Genomic DNA, 14,151 nt, shown 5'->3' on the forward strand with positions numbered 1-14,151 from the left:
ATTGATTTCACAAAATTCGGAAGAGGAGACATGCTATGAGAAAAATCAAATCGAGAGCCCTATGGTTTATGCCATTCATTGCGCTGGTACTGGTTCTGGCAGGTTGTCAATCTGTTGGCGGATTCGATGTTAACAAGGCGCTGCTTGGAGATTTGGATGTAAAGTCGTCCGAATACAGCACGAAGTTATCCTTGGCTGCTGTGCCGTCTAGTGACAAACTTAGTGCAGAGGATCAACAGATTGTAGATCTTATTAATTCTTTATCTTTGAATGTAAGCAACTTAAAGCTGCAGGATAATGGAGATATTTCCGCAAAAGGAACTGTGGGCTACAAGAAGCTGAACTTGCCGTTCGCATTCTTTATGGATAAGGAAGCAATTGTACTTAATGTAGAGGGTGCGAAGCAGCCGTTCTACTTCCCAATTACTTCTTACGAGAAGGAATTAGGGGTCACGGGTCTGGATCCAGCCAAGGCAGAGGATCTGTCCAAACTGATTACACAATTTGTTGTTAAGAATCTGCCGAATCCGGGTGTAATTAACGTCTCAAACGTTAGTGAAGCGGTCTATGGCGAGCAACTTAACCTGACTAAGCTGCATGCAGAGGTGACTGGCCAAGAACTGCCTGCGCTTCTGAAAACGTTCCTCAAATCGATCTCTAAGGATACTGAGGGGTTCACTAATTTGATCAGCGGTCTTTATGACTACCTGTATCCAATTATTAAGGCCTCGGGTGTTAACGCAGACGACTACCTCAATCTTGGCCTCGGCGATCTTCCGCTGGATGACAAAGAGGGTGTTGTAACCGTCCTGCATGACGCGGCGAAGCTGGCTGTAGATTCCTTGCTGCTTGTCTATGACAAGGAGCTTGATAATCTGTATGAATACGAACCTGAATTGAAAACGGTGCTGAGCAAGGATACTAAGCTTCAAGTCGACCTCTATGTCGACAGCAGCCTGCATATCCGCAAGCAGAATGTCGATCTGAAGATCGCTCTTCCGCAAGTGGATGGCATTCCGCTGAAAAGTATCTCTCTAAAGGCAGAGTCGCAAGCCTGGAACATTGGGGGCAAAGTAACAGCTGATCACCTCAGTACGGACGGTGCCCTGGATGTTACTAAGGTGCAATTGACACCAGGGGAGACGCTGAGAAGCTTTGAACCAGGGTCCGACGTTTACCGTCTGCTCAAGGACGAGATCGGCATCACCAAAAAGTCGCTGGTGATTGGTCCGGATGATGATTATTACTATCCGGTTGTGATTAACAACACGACTTATGTTCCGCTGCGTTACTTGGCACAGGATTTGGATGCAACCATTAAGTGGGATGGAGCAACCAGAACGATCACTGTCACTGACGATCTTCAAGGTGACCAGTTGGTCTTCAAAGTCGGTTCTGCCCAAGCTACGCTGAATGGACTCAAGATCAATCTTGGTAAGGCTGTATTTATTGACGAGTACGGTGATGCCAATGTGCCACTCCGTGTTCTGGCAGAAGCCCTGCATGGCAAGGTAACCAGAGACGAAGAGGGCTGGATTTACATTAATCGTGATTAGTACACATAATGAATTATAGGTAAGAGAAAAGCCGTCCTCTCCGCAAAGAACTTGCAGGGAGGGCGGCTTTTTGCGTGTCTATCCGGCTCTAATTTATACCGTTTACAAGCTATCTTCCAAACGGTGAATAATAAAGCACGAGGACAGCGAAAATAAGCAATGAAAAGAAGTTATATCCGACAAAAAAAGTAGAGTATTACTGTTGCAAATCTTGAAAAAAAGTGCTATGATGTAAAAAAGTAAGCAACTAAAATTAATGGAGGTAGTTATTTTATGTCCAAGAATTTTTTTGAAGCCGTTAAAGGTAGACGTTCCGTGTATGCCATCAGTAGAGAATCCACGATTTCCGACGAGAGAATCAAGGAAATTGTTGAAGAGGCTGTATTACATAGCCCATCTTCTTTCAACTCCCAAAGCGCTCGAGCTGTAGTTCTGCTCGGTGAAAATCATGATAAACTTTGGAATATTGCAGAAGAGGCCCTCCGTAAAATTGTTCCGGCTGATCAGTTCGAAGCGACTGCACAAAGACTGGGTGCTTTCAAAGCTGGTTACGGTTCCGTCTTGTTCTTTGAAGACCAAAACGTTATTAAACAACTTCAAGAAAAGTTTGCCACCTATGCTGACAACTTCCCGCTCTGGTCTAACCAATCTTCCGGTATTCTGCAATTCGTAGTATGGACTGCATTTGCTGAAGAAGGTTTGGGAGCATCCCTGCAGCACTACAACCCACTGATCGATGATGAAGTGAAGAAGGAATGGGGTATTCCGCAAGAGTGGAAGCTGATCGCGCAATTGCCGTTCGGCAAGACCGTAGCTGCACCTGGAGAGAAAGAATTCCAACCGATTGAAGAACGCGTGAAATTCATTAAATAAGCATGACTTAACAATAAAAAGCCTCCATGTCCTAGTACTAGGGCATGGAGGCTTTTTGTGATTGCGGGCACGCTATAGTAAGTAACGTCCCCACAAATATTATTATTTACTTTGCAGGTGCTTCTGTTGCTGCCGGTGCTTCAGATGGAGTAGCATCTTTCTTGGCATCGGTCAAAGTGTTGGTGATTTTGGCTTTCTCCGTTTGTTCTTGCAGCCAAGTTGAGGACAGTTCAGAGATCTTCTGAGAAACGAGAGTTTTGCGAATCTCATCCTTCTTCTCGTCCAGGGTATAATGCTTGGCTTCCTTGCGGTCGGTTACCTTAATGATGTGATATCCGTACTGGGATTTCACTGCACCGCTTGTTTCCCCAACCTTCAGCTTGAATGCTGCATCGGCGAACTCAGGCACCATATCTCCGCGTTTGAAGAAGTTCAGGTCTCCGCCATTATCCTTGGAACCTGTGTCCGTGGACTTTTCCTTGGCAACCGTAGCAAAGTCTTTACCATCTTTCAATTCTTTGAGGACGGCATCTGCTTCTTCTTTAGTTTTCACCAGAATATGGGAGGCACGTACTTCTTCTTCGGTATCGAAGTGCGCTTTATTTTCATCATAGTATTTCTTGATTTCATCATCGGTAATCTTCACTTGTGGCTCAAGAATTTTACGCAGTTCCACCTGAAGCGGCATTTGCTTCTTGAGGTCATCCAAGGTCATTCCACTTTGAGCCAATGCGCTGTTGAAAGCCTCTTCGCCCCCGAATTGGGCTTTCAGATCTGTAAGCTCTTCAGCAATATCAGCATCGGTTACAGTGATGTTCGCTTTCTTAGCTTCCTGTGACACCAGTGTAGAGGTGATCAGGGATTGCAGAGTAGATGGACCACCGGCTTCCACCATCTTGTCGTAAAGCTGAGATTTTGTAATGTTCTCACCGTTAACCGTTGCTACGGCTGTATTGTCGTCTCCCTTTTGGAAAGGGGGCTTGATCAGAACAATAATGAGCGCGGCAGCCAATACGATAGAGGCGATCATCCAGCCTTTTCCGTTTTTAGGGGCTGCAGGTGCTGGCGGAACGTTGTCGCCGATTTTGTTCATAACGGGAACGCTTTCTTCATTTTCCAGTCTGACCGGTTCAGCAAGCTTGTCCTCTTGAACGGTCTCAGAAGGGGTGCTTCCCTCGATAACTGTCTCGTTTACAGCTTCGGGAGAATCCAGTTCTTCCGTCTTACCGTTGTTGTCCAGGTGTTCATTTTCATTCAAATCTTTTTTGTCCATTAGAATTAATGACTCCCTTCAATATAGGTGTTGCCTGTCTTTCTACAACTTTACCAGAAATCGTGTTCCCAAACCTTAAGAAAGTATAAAAATGCACAATTTCTTTTTAAGTTTTTATTAAGATATGGAAAAAAGCCGGAAGACTCATGTAATCATGAGCTTCCGGCTTTTTGGGAAATGACAGATCAATGTCTCCCTAGGCGTGCCGTTTTTTCAGCAAATGGCGAATGCTTTCCTGTTTGCGTCTAGGCACACGGACATTTTTGGCGAATGCACCCATTTCTCCGAAGTAGATGCAATCATCTGTGATGGAGCTAATCTTGTTAAGATTAACGTAACAGCCCCCATAGACCTGATAATAATTCGGATTGGATAATAAGCGCTTCAGTTGCTCGGCAGTCATTCTTTTTTTAATGTTATAGTTTCTGCCGTGAAAGATGACCAAATCATGGTCTCCGACCTTAAAGAACAGAATGTCCGTCTCCACCTCGAAGTCCTCATATACGTTTCTGGCTTCCAGCAGGATGCTACTCATTCATGTTCCCCCTTTATAAGGATTAAAAATAGATGTTAGCGCTTTCATTATATCATAACAATCGACCCGTGAAAAGCCTTATTTTTAAAATAATTTAGGACATTTTTAACGTTGTATTTGTCATGGACGCTGAAAAACTGTAAATTAATAAGGATAGCTACTTGTCCATCAGCGGACTAAAAGCCTTAAAGAGAACTACTATGGAGGAGGAACACGAAATGAGTGAGCATAACAGACTTTTATTGTATACAGGTGCCTATGCTAGCGCAGAGGAGAACGGTGTTCAGGTGTTTGAGTTTGACGGCGAGGCTGGAGGGACGCTTAAGCCACTAGATGCGGCTCAAGGCATCACCAACCCAACGTTTGTCAATGTAGATCCGATAAGGTCACGGCTCTATGCTATCGGTGAGCAGCCAGACGGTAAAGGCAGTAAAGAAGGAGAGATCGTGACTTTTGCGATAGATCCGCAGACCGGTGAATTGACTCGTCTGGGCGTCATCCCCACTATGCCTGCAGAAGGTGGCAAGCAAGCGACAACCTGCCATATTAACCGTGAGCCGCAGAACGAATTCTTAGTGGTATGCAGTTATCATGGAGGGACAGTTGGACTAATCTCGCTGGATGCTCAAGGTGTGCCCGTTGCCTTAACGGACACAGCCATACATAGTGGACACGGAGCTCATCCGGAACGTCAGGACCGTCCACACCCGCATTCGGCTATTTTCAGCCCTGACGGTCGTTTCCTGTTCGTATCGGATCTCGGACTTGATCTTATCCGCACTTATGTCATCAACCGTGATAAGAAGACTCTGGAAGCGCATGGCGATACCGTGCTGCATCCAGGATCGGGTCCACGTCACCTGGCCTTCCATCCAGACGGTAAATCCGCTTATGTGATCAACGAAGTGGATTCTACCATCACCTCATTTACATATGACAGTGAGACAGGCTCGCTGACGGCGGTTGTTACAGTTCCTACGCTGCCCGCAGATTTCGCGGAAGAGAATACTTGCGCCGAAATCGCCTTGACGCCGGATGGCCGTTATTTGTACGGTTCCAACCGTGGACATGACAGCCTTGTGGTATTTGGGGTTGATGGTGAAACAGCAGGTCTGACTCTGGTAGAGCATGTCTCTACGCACGGCGGCCATCCTCGCCATTTCACGTTAACTCCTGACGGCGCGTATCTGATTGCTGCTAACCGGGATGCGGGCAATCTTGTCGTTTTCTCTGTGGATAGTAGCAGCGGCAAGCTGACCTTTACAGGGAACACGGCGGAGTTGTCCAAGCCGGTTTGTGTGAAGCCTGCCTTTCTTCCATCTGTGACTGCTGCGCTGTAATACTGGATCAATCCCATTACATCCTAGGGAAAAACAAAGGGAACACCGGAAAATGCCGGTGTTCCCTTTGAATTGCAAAAGGTGAAACATGGGATGGAGAATACTTTTAATGGAGACCTTATTTAAGAGAGACAGGCTTGAGCGGAACAATGGTGGAAATCGCCGATTTGAAGAGGATATTCTGCCTGCCATCACCCTGGCCTTGCAAGGAAATGGTGTAAGCGTCATATGCGGTAACAAGACCCTGCATTTTGACCCCGTTAGTTGTAAAAATCGTTACCGGCACTTTTGTTGAGATCACCTGGTTCAACAAACGTTCCTGCAGTTTTAGACTTTCCACTTTGGCAGCACTCCATCTTCTATAGATTCAATTTCTCTAGCAAGTATACCACGGGAAGACCTTCATGGAAATGTGGTTTGCTGCTTCATGTACAGAGAGGGGGATTCACACTGAATTACCGACAATGGCCCAGAGGGTATCGTCTTTTTATATGGTTTGTGCTAGTTTTCGGGCTGATCGCCGCATGGGTGACACTCGGCGATGTCTCTTCTTTTGACAGTCCTATCATTAATGCAGTGCAATCTATGGAATCACCAACATTAACAGCCTTGGCTAAAATGCTATCACTGGTGGGTTCCTCCAAACTTGCAATTGGCATATCTGTGTTGACCATAATTCTGCTCTATTTTCTGCTCAAGCACCGGATGGAGCTGCTCTTGTTCATATGGGTTGGCCTGGGCTCACAACTGCTCAACTCGTTAATGAAGCAATGGTTTCACAGAGAGCGGCCGAATATCCACCGAATTATTCAGGAAGTAGGTTACAGCTTTCCAAGCGGACACTCTATGGCCGCGTTCTCTTTGTATGGGGTAATTGCTTATCTGCTCTGGAGGCACTTGCCGAGACGCCGAGAACGGGCTATACTGGTTATTCTTGCCGTATTGATGACGGGAGGCATTGGATGGAGCCGCATTTATCTCGGGGTACATTATCCCAGTGATGTTATCGGTGGTTATGCAGCAAGCGGGGCTTGGCTGATGTTGTCCATCGGGTGGTTTGAATCTTATCGTTCCAGAAGAAAGCGTACAACCGCAGCTTGACAGATAACAGGCGGGTGACCCGAGAATAGGGTACCCGCCTGTAGATATTCTTAGATGTTGTTTCGGTGAGGATCAACCGAACGGTCCTGGAATTGTCCGACCTGGCCGATTCGTTGTTTGAGGATAACAGGCAAGCCGGCCTTCAGCTTTTGGGCTTCGGCATTGGTGATCCGGCCTTCCGTAACAGCTTTGTCCAGCCGCTTACCGGCTGCTTCACTTAGCTTCTGCACATATTGCTCCTTGTTCCAGCCCTTCTTTTCCTGGGCGAGAGCATACAGTGACTTGCCGCCCTTCAGGTTCTGGACAAGCTCTGATCGGTCCATCTCCAGCAGTTTTGCTGTTTCGGTAATGATGAAGTGGCCGCCGCCAGTGCGGAATTTCCCGTCCCTGCTCTGGTGGTTATGGGGCTCACGTTGAATTTGAGGGGCGTGGGACGGTGTCACATTCTCAGCTTGGACGCTGTTTGGGAGCGTTAGCGTGGAGGCAGCGGTGAACAGAAGCACAGCGGCGGCACACGCCGCTATTTTGGAGACAGAGTTGTTCATGGAATCACCTCTTGTAGATTTTTAAATAGTCAGGCTCTTGAACTAGTATCCCCGAAAAGCTGAAATGATCCTGAGTAGAGGCTTAAAAGAGTCTAAATTTCGTCAGCTTGCTCCAGGGGTAATAATGTTTGTACTATAATGAGAATGAAGTCCAAACATTCAACGGAGTGACGACCGAGCTTCACGTTCAGATCATATGTTTGACGAAATTAAAGGAGGGATGGATTTGGCTTTTGGAGCCCGCATTCTTAAAACAGGGATGGCAGTTACCCTGGCCTTGTACCTGTCCGTGCTGCTGCAATTTTCATCTCCAGTCGGCGCGGCGATCGCTGCTATTTTCGCCATGCAGCCTTCCATTTACCGATCTTGGCGCTATTTCCTGGACCAGATTCAGACGAGTACAATGGGGGCGGTGCTGGCCTTGCTAGGCGGCATGCTGCTGTCGAATGAACCCCTTGCGGTAGGACTGGTGTGTATTCTGGTGATTATGATAAGCATGAAAATGAAACGGGCCGACACCATTGGTCTGACGCTGGTTACTGTAATTTCCGTAATGGAAGCATCGGGGCAATGGGAATTCGCCCTGACCCGCTTTCTGCTTACGCTGACGGGGATCGTCTCAGCCTTCTTAATTAATATAACTGTATTTCCACCGAAGCCTCGTAAGCAGTATATCCAGCAAATTGAGAGTGTCTTCGCGAGTCTGTCCTTGTTGCTAAGAACTTGCGTGTCGCATGAGATGAAGGAAAGTGTGTTCCGTGATGAGAAGCACGCACTGGAAGGCTCGATCAAATCGCTGTCGGACAAATACAGCCTGTTCGAAGAGGAGCAGAAGCAGCTCAGACGGGCTAAGTACAGTCAGACCAGGCAAATGGTCGTTTACAAGAACCTGTTGGCGTCTCTGCTGAAGGGGTATGCGGTACTGGAGGCAGTGGATCGCCATTATTTTCAGGCGGAGCGTACGGAGGAGACAGATCAGTTGTTTGACCGTCATCTGGAACTACTGATCAAATATCATGAGCATATTCTGCTGAAGTTTGAAGACAAGCTGAAGCCGGGAGCTGCCGAGTGCAAGACGCTTTCGGAAGAGAATGATAAGTTCTTGGAGGCGGCGATCGAGGGGTACAACGGTGAGAAGTTCGGACAACTGCGTCTTTCTGTCGTAGCCGGCGCCATCTATGATTACGGATATCAGCTGGAGCGTCTCGATAAAGTAGCGGATCAGATCCACCGAATGTCGGAGGAGAAGGAATAATATCCTTTTTAGAATATTAAGTGCACTTACTAATGACCAGTCTGACTGACTCTGTAATGGGAAACAGGCTGGTTTTTAACGTGAAGTTATTCAAAAGAAAGACCACAAAAAAATCCGGTCCCCAGAGGGCCGGATTTATAAACAGATTCGTATGTGCAGCATATAAGAGAATAAAGTTACTATTCAACTTGAAAAAAAGAGATGGAATTGATACAATGAAAAAACGCCAGACAAGAAAATATTGTGTAAAAACACAGTTATTCAATATAATTTTACCATGTATAATTTGAAATGTCAACCTTCAAAAGGGGATGAAATGAAGTGGAAAATCAGCAAGAGGAATGGAAAGAAGAACAGGAGCGGGTAACCCAGGTCACCCAGATCTTGTCGGGTCATATCCGGCAGCTATCTGAGGAACTCGGGCTGCACCGGACCGATGTGGTGGATATGCGTAAAGAATTCTGGGAAGAGGTAACTGTCAACTTCAGCAGTCCCGACGATTTGGGTGAGACCTCGACTAGTTTGCGTCAGCAAGCGCAGATTCTTAACGAACGGGAACGCCATCATCTGCAGTCCAGCAAAGCTCTTAAAAAATATAAAAAACTGGTCGTCTCTCCCTATTTTGGCCGTATAGATTTCTCAGAAGGCCCTAGTGGTGCAGCGGAGCAGATTTATCTAGGGATTGGATCACTTATGGAGGATGACGGTCATTTCTTGATTTATGACTGGCGTGCGCCGATTTCAAGCCTTTACTATGACGGAGCACCGGGACCGGCTTCCTATGATACCCCTAGCGGGATCATTTCCGGTAATATGGAGCTGAAACGCCAGTTTGTGATTGACAGCGGGAAGATCGAGGTCATGTTCGATACCGGGGTGACCATCGGGGATGAACTGCTGCAACAAGTGCTCAGCCACAGTGCGGATGACAAGATGAAGAGCATTGTGGCCACGATCCAGAAGGAGCAAAATGGCATTATCCGCAATGATAAAAGCCGAATGCTGGTGGTTCAGGGTGCGGCCGGTAGTGGTAAGACTTCGGCAGCACTTCAGCGGGTGGCGTACTTGCTCTACAAATACAGAGCAGTGCTACAAGCTGACCAAATGCTGCTGTTCTCGCCCAACCCGTTGTTTAACAGCTATGTCTCCACCGTTCTACCTGAACTGGGCGAGGAGAACATGCAGCAAACTACGTTCCAGATGTATTTGGAGCATCGGTTAGCTCAAGAGTTTCAACTGGAAGATGTCTTTAGCCAGACGGAAAGTCTGCTGAACGCGCCGGACGGTCCTGAAGCCCGTATCCGCAGGGAAGGTATTCAATATAAGTCCTCGGTAGCTTTCCTGGATGCTATTCGCAGGTATGCCACCATGCTGGAGAAGGAAGGTATCCAGTTCAAGCCGGTCGTATTCATGGGCCGTATCGTGGTCACGAAGGAAGAGATGGCGGCTCAGTTCTATAGCTATGATTCAGCGATCCGATTGGCAAATCGGGTAGAGCTGATGACTGGATGGCTGCTCAAGAAGCTGGCGGCCTATAGCCACGAGGAACGTAGCTCAGAATGGGTGGAGAGCCAGATTGAGCTGCTGGATTCCAGCGATTATCACCGGGCTTACCAGATGATGCGGCGCAAGAAGCGGGGGACGGAGAGCAGCTTTGACGATTTTGACACGGAAAAAGAAGTGCTGGCCCGCTATGTGGTCAGTCAGCGACTCAAGCCGCTTCGCGGCTGGATTAAGCGCGGACGCTTTGTGGATGTCAAAGCGCTGTACAGCAAGCTGTTCAGCGATCGTCAGCTGATGGCAAGCTTGAACGACGGACCTCTTCCAGCTGAATGGGATGAGATTAGTCAACAAACCGTGTCTGCCCTCGCAGAGAATCAGCTCTATTATGAAGATGCCACGCCGTTTCTTTATCTGAAGGAACTGAGCCAGGGCTTCCGGACCAACACATTGATTCGGCATGTAATTGTCGATGAAGTGCAGGATTATTCACCGTTTCAGCTGGAGTTCCTGCGGCGTCTGTTCCCGCGGGCAAAAATGACGGTGCTTGGGGATCTCAATCAGGCGATTTATGCCCAAGGCGAAGTGCTTGGTGAGCTCGGCAACCTTGTGAGCATTTATGGGGAAGAGAATACGGAAGTCATCTCGCTAACGCGCAGCTACCGCTCAACCTATGAAATTGTCGAGTTCACGAGATCGATGATTCCTGGCGGGGAGCGGATCATGCCATTCAACCGGCGCGGTGAAGAACCACAAGTACAGGTCGTGTCAACTGGCGGAGAACTGATGAGCGCGGTGGAAAAGGATATTTTGCAGCTGCATGCCCAGGGCTATCATTATGTGGCGGTCATCTGTAAAACAGCGGAAGAGAGCGCACGTGTTCATTCCGCACTTGAGGACAAATTGCCAGCCAGGCTGGTGACGAAGGATACACCGAACTTCCAGAAGGGTACGCTGGTGCTTCCGGCTTACTTGGCGAAGGGTGTAGAATTCGATGCCGTTATTATTTATGATGGGTCAGATCAGCAGTATAATCGGGAAAGCGAACGTAAGCTGTTCTATACGGCTTGTACCCGGGCGATGCATTTACTGCATATTTATTGTCTGGGACGTCCGAGCCGCTTCATGCCGACATCGAAGACCGAGTCACTTACAGTTGGCAGCGTGTAGTATAAACAAATTCAATGTTTCAAAATTCTTAAAAACCGTCTTCGCCCTTCGCCTCGCGAAGTACGGTTTTACTTTTTTTCACAGTCTACAAAAGGTTATTTATTTGGAACACGGTGTATAAAGAGAGGGGAACAAACCACAATAAAGGGTAATGTCAACTAAGATAAAGGTGGTCAGTCCATGAAGGATAAAAAATGGGATCTGGTTGCACTGGCTTCCATTCCGCTGATAATGACGCTAGGCAACTCCATGCTACTGCCAACTTTACCGCAGATTGAACATGCCCTGGGGATCAATTCTTTTCAGGTCAGCATGATCATCACGGTTTATGGTCTGATTGCCATTTTAATGATTCCAGTTGCCGGTTTTTTCTCCGACCGCTATGGACGGAAAATTGTGATACTGCCCAGTCTTATGCTAGCAGCTATAGGCGGGGTGGTTTGTGTAATCGCCGCCTGGTTTATGAAAGGGTACAGTGCATATTGGGTGATTCTTGCCGGGCGACTGCTTCAGGGAATCGGCGCGGCAGGCGCTTTTCCAATCGTGCTGCCGTTCGTGGGGGATTTGTTCAAGGACGAGAAAGAGGTCAGCAAAAGCTTAGGGTTAATTGAGACCTCTAATACCTTCGGCAAAGTGCTTAGCCCGATTCTGGGCGCATACCTGGGAACACTGCTCTGGTTCGCTCCATTTATCGCGATTCCGTTTCTTTGCATCCTTTCATTTGTGTTGGTGCTGTTTCTGGTCAAGCCGCCGAAAAAGGAAGATCAGGTTGCAGAGGAGAAACCGACACTGCGCAAGTTCTTATCCGGGATAAAGGATATTCTGCACAAAAGAGGGCGCTGGCTCTACGCGATATTTGCCATCGGCGGCATTTGCATGTTCGTGACCTTTGGCGTGCTTTTTTATCTGTCGGAGATCCTGGAAACCAAACATAAGCTGCATGGAGCAATGAAAGGGTTGGTGCTGGCGATCCCGCTGGCACTGCTCTGTCTGGCTTCCTACGGAAGCGGGAAGATCATCGGCCAGAACAAGACCTTGATGAAATGGCTGGGTTTTGGCGGAATGGTCTTGCTGACGGGGGCGATGGTGGTTACGGGTTTCAACAAGGGAATTTATATGATGGTGGCGTTCCTGACGGTGAGCGGCATCGGTATTGGGGTGGTCCTGCCCTGCATGGATGCGCTGATCACCGAGGCATTTGAAAAGGAGAACCGAGGAACGATTACTTCGCTATATAGTAGTATGCGATTCATCGGGGTGGCATTAGGGCCTCCCGTCGTCTCGCTGCTGATGACCCGGGGCCATTGGGTGCTATTCGGAACCATGGCTGCATTGGGTGCTGTGGGTGGTTTGTTGAGTTTGTTTGCTGTAACGCCAAGCAAAGAAGAAGATGGACAGGATGGAGCTCAAAAGACAGCCAAGTCTTTCTCGATCCGCACTCAGCGGGCCCGGGCCCGCTGAGCCACCGAGAGGAGCTGACTGAGGCACCCTCTTGTATTTATTTTAGCTATACCTTTATGGATGAATGCCCAGTAAGTAAATAATGATACTAAAAAGCCCTTGTCCAGATCTTCGGACAAGGGCTTGGTGTTCACCATCAAGTAAAAATATATTAAGCTTTTGGAACTGTTTCCCAGTCCTTGAGGAAACGCTCGATACCGTTATCGGTGAGCGGGTGCTTCCAGAGAGAAGGCAGGAGGGAACCAGGAATTGTAGCGATATGTGCACCGGCTAAGGCGGCTTGCTCTACATGGGCAATGTTACGGATGCTGGCTGCAATAATTTCGGAAGTCAGGCCGTAGTTGGTCAGGATGGTCTTGAGATCTCTGATCAGTTGCAACCCGTCCACGCCGATATCATCCAGGCGTCCTACGAATGGGCTGATATAGGTGGCGCCGGCCTTGGCGGCCATCAAACCTTGGGCAGCGGAGAAGATAAGCGTCACATTGGTTTTAATTTCTTTTTTCGTGAGCTCGTAACAGGCTTCCAGACCATCTTCGGTCATCGGCAGCTTGATTACCACATTCGGTGCCCACTCAGCGATTTCATAAGCTTCCTTGAGCATTTCGTCAGCCTTCAGGCCGATGACTTCAGCGCTGACAGGCCCTGGCACGATTTCGACGATTTCTTTGATAACGTCTTTGAACAGTCGGCCTTCTTTGGCGATCAGTGAAGGATTTGTCGTTACGCCATCCACCAAACCGAGGCGGGTGATACGTTTGATCTCTTCAATATTCCCTGTGTCCAAGAAAAATTTCATTGCTGATATCCTCCCTTGATTTCCTAATGGATTGGCTAGCCGCTTTCATTTTTTATTATGGGACATGGCCGAAAAAGTTTCAACTGTTATTTTGAATATTTTAAAATGACTTTATAGAATTTCTCCCGTAGTCCCTGTTATTATGGTTCACTGGAAGGTGAGACATACAGAAGGTGGATTACAAAATGATATGTCTGCAAAATCCCCATTCCCGTCCGTCTTGCTACCGTGATAAGATAAAGGAAGTGTTGTTATTTAGAAATGGACGGTGAGGATGAATGATCCTGGCGGTATTGGCTGCTGCACTCCTGTTGTTGCTGGCCTCGGGATGGTTTGCCTATCAGAACAGCCGGCTGATTGCCGGACGCAAGACGCGTGGAGCAGCAGTGCGCATGCCGCCCGGGCGTTATTCTGTGCTTAGCCAAGTTACACCGAGCCAGATTGGGGATTCTGGAGGAGGCTCTTTATTCAGTTTGAGGCTGCCTCTGGAATCAGCTGCATCAGTGACTGAAGGACAGGAATACGCTTGGATTACATTATGCAGGGATGACACAGGGCAAGGAGAAATGGTGTTGCCGGATGCACAGCGCTATATGCTGAACAGGATCAGGCAATTGTCCGGTCAGGGACAGCCGATTGAATATGTTGCTTTTGTGGAGGTTGGAGTCAGTGACCTTGAGCAGGAACTGATCCTGAATCTGGAGAAAGCTGTAAAAGAAGCCGTCTAATTAGCCGATCAGCGT

General features: G+C 47.9%; 13 protein-coding genes. 8 read left to right on the forward strand and 5 right to left on the reverse strand.

Annotated features, from left to right (window positions below; all coding sequences use genetic code 11):
* The first annotated feature begins 35 nt into the window (after nucleotides 1-35).
* Nucleotides 36-1,556 carry a copper amine oxidase N-terminal domain-containing protein gene (locus ACFVRY_RS01440; RefSeq protein WP_387496326.1) on the forward strand — a complete coding sequence of 507 codons (1,521 nt, stop codon included), beginning with the start codon at nucleotides 36-38 and terminating at the stop codon, nucleotides 1,554-1,556.
* 273 nt (nucleotides 1,557-1,829) lie between these two features.
* Nucleotides 1,830-2,429, forward strand: a complete 600-nt coding sequence (locus ACFVRY_RS01445; RefSeq protein ID WP_387496329.1) for a nitroreductase family protein — start codon at nucleotides 1,830-1,832, stop codon at nucleotides 2,427-2,429.
* Between the two features lie 106 nt (nucleotides 2,430-2,535).
* Here ACFVRY_RS01445 and ACFVRY_RS01450 read toward each other — a convergent pair whose 3' ends face one another.
* Nucleotides 2,536-3,702, reverse strand: a complete 1,167-nt coding sequence (locus tag ACFVRY_RS01450; RefSeq protein ID WP_387496332.1) for a peptidyl-prolyl cis-trans isomerase — start codon at nucleotides 3,700-3,702, stop codon at nucleotides 2,536-2,538.
* A 196-nt stretch (nucleotides 3,703-3,898) separates the two neighbouring features.
* Nucleotides 3,899-4,237: a LytTR family transcriptional regulator DNA-binding domain-containing protein gene (locus ACFVRY_RS01455; RefSeq protein WP_387496335.1), complete on the reverse strand. Its 339-nt coding sequence runs from the start codon at nucleotides 4,235-4,237 to the stop codon at nucleotides 3,899-3,901.
* A 218-nt stretch (nucleotides 4,238-4,455) separates the two neighbouring features.
* Between ACFVRY_RS01455 and ACFVRY_RS01460 the strand changes: the two genes are divergently transcribed.
* Complete coding sequence (locus tag ACFVRY_RS01460; protein WP_387496338.1) at nucleotides 4,456-5,577, forward strand: lactonase family protein; 1,122 nt, start codon at nucleotides 4,456-4,458, stop codon at nucleotides 5,575-5,577.
* A gap of 118 nt (nucleotides 5,578-5,695) precedes the next feature.
* Here the strand turns inward: ACFVRY_RS01460 and hfq are convergent, their stop codons facing one another.
* Entirely contained in the window at nucleotides 5,696-5,917 is a 222-nt protein-coding gene (hfq, locus tag ACFVRY_RS01465; RefSeq protein ID WP_217492827.1) for an RNA chaperone Hfq, read from the reverse strand.
* A 158-nt stretch (nucleotides 5,918-6,075) separates the two neighbouring features.
* Here hfq and ACFVRY_RS01470 point away from each other — a divergent pair, with 158 nt between their 5' ends.
* Nucleotides 6,076-6,678 (forward strand): phosphatase PAP2 family protein, encoded by a 603-nt coding sequence (locus tag ACFVRY_RS01470; protein WP_387496341.1) that lies wholly within the window; start codon nucleotides 6,076-6,078, stop codon nucleotides 6,676-6,678.
* Nucleotides 6,679-6,728: 50 nt separating this feature from the next.
* On the opposite strand, the gene ACFVRY_RS01475 is transcribed toward ACFVRY_RS01470, so the two are convergent.
* The gene (locus ACFVRY_RS01475) at nucleotides 6,729-7,223 is read right to left on the reverse strand and encodes a hypothetical protein (RefSeq protein WP_387496344.1); all 495 of its coding nucleotides are present in this window, start codon (nucleotides 7,221-7,223) and stop codon (nucleotides 6,729-6,731) included.
* Between the two features lie 226 nt (nucleotides 7,224-7,449).
* Between ACFVRY_RS01475 and ACFVRY_RS01480 the strand changes: the two genes are divergently transcribed.
* The 3 genes from ACFVRY_RS01480 to bcbE all read left to right on the forward strand — a co-directional run bounded on the left by ACFVRY_RS01480 (nucleotide 7,450) and on the right by bcbE (nucleotide 12,609).
* The gene (locus ACFVRY_RS01480; RefSeq protein WP_387496346.1) at nucleotides 7,450-8,478 is read left to right on the forward strand and encodes an FUSC family protein; all 1,029 of its coding nucleotides are present in this window, start codon (nucleotides 7,450-7,452) and stop codon (nucleotides 8,476-8,478) included.
* A 321-nt stretch (nucleotides 8,479-8,799) separates the two neighbouring features.
* The gene (gene helD, locus ACFVRY_RS01485) at nucleotides 8,800-11,148 is read left to right on the forward strand and encodes an RNA polymerase recycling motor HelD (RefSeq protein WP_387496349.1); all 2,349 of its coding nucleotides are present in this window, start codon (nucleotides 8,800-8,802) and stop codon (nucleotides 11,146-11,148) included.
* 180 nt (nucleotides 11,149-11,328) lie between these two features.
* Nucleotides 11,329-12,609, forward strand: coding sequence for a bacillibactin exporter BcbE (gene bcbE, locus ACFVRY_RS01490; protein ID WP_387496352.1), 1,281 nt, complete (start codon nucleotides 11,329-11,331; stop codon nucleotides 12,607-12,609).
* A 151-nt stretch (nucleotides 12,610-12,760) separates the two neighbouring features.
* Here bcbE and fsa read toward each other — a convergent pair whose 3' ends face one another.
* Nucleotides 12,761-13,408 carry a fructose-6-phosphate aldolase gene (gene fsa / locus ACFVRY_RS01495; protein ID WP_387496354.1) on the reverse strand — a complete coding sequence of 216 codons (648 nt, stop codon included), beginning with the start codon at nucleotides 13,406-13,408 and terminating at the stop codon, nucleotides 12,761-12,763.
* Nucleotides 13,409-13,686: 278 nt separating this feature from the next.
* On the opposite strand from fsa, the gene ACFVRY_RS01500 reads away from it, so the two are divergent.
* Nucleotides 13,687-14,136 (forward strand): hypothetical protein, encoded by a 450-nt coding sequence (locus ACFVRY_RS01500; RefSeq protein WP_387496357.1) that lies wholly within the window; start codon nucleotides 13,687-13,689, stop codon nucleotides 14,134-14,136.
* Nucleotides 14,137-14,151: the final 15 nt, after the last annotated feature.

The sequence above is a fragment of the Paenibacillus sp. NPDC057934 genome (assembly GCF_042887565.1).
GTDB lineage: Bacteria > Bacillota > Bacilli > Paenibacillales > Paenibacillaceae > Paenibacillus_AQ.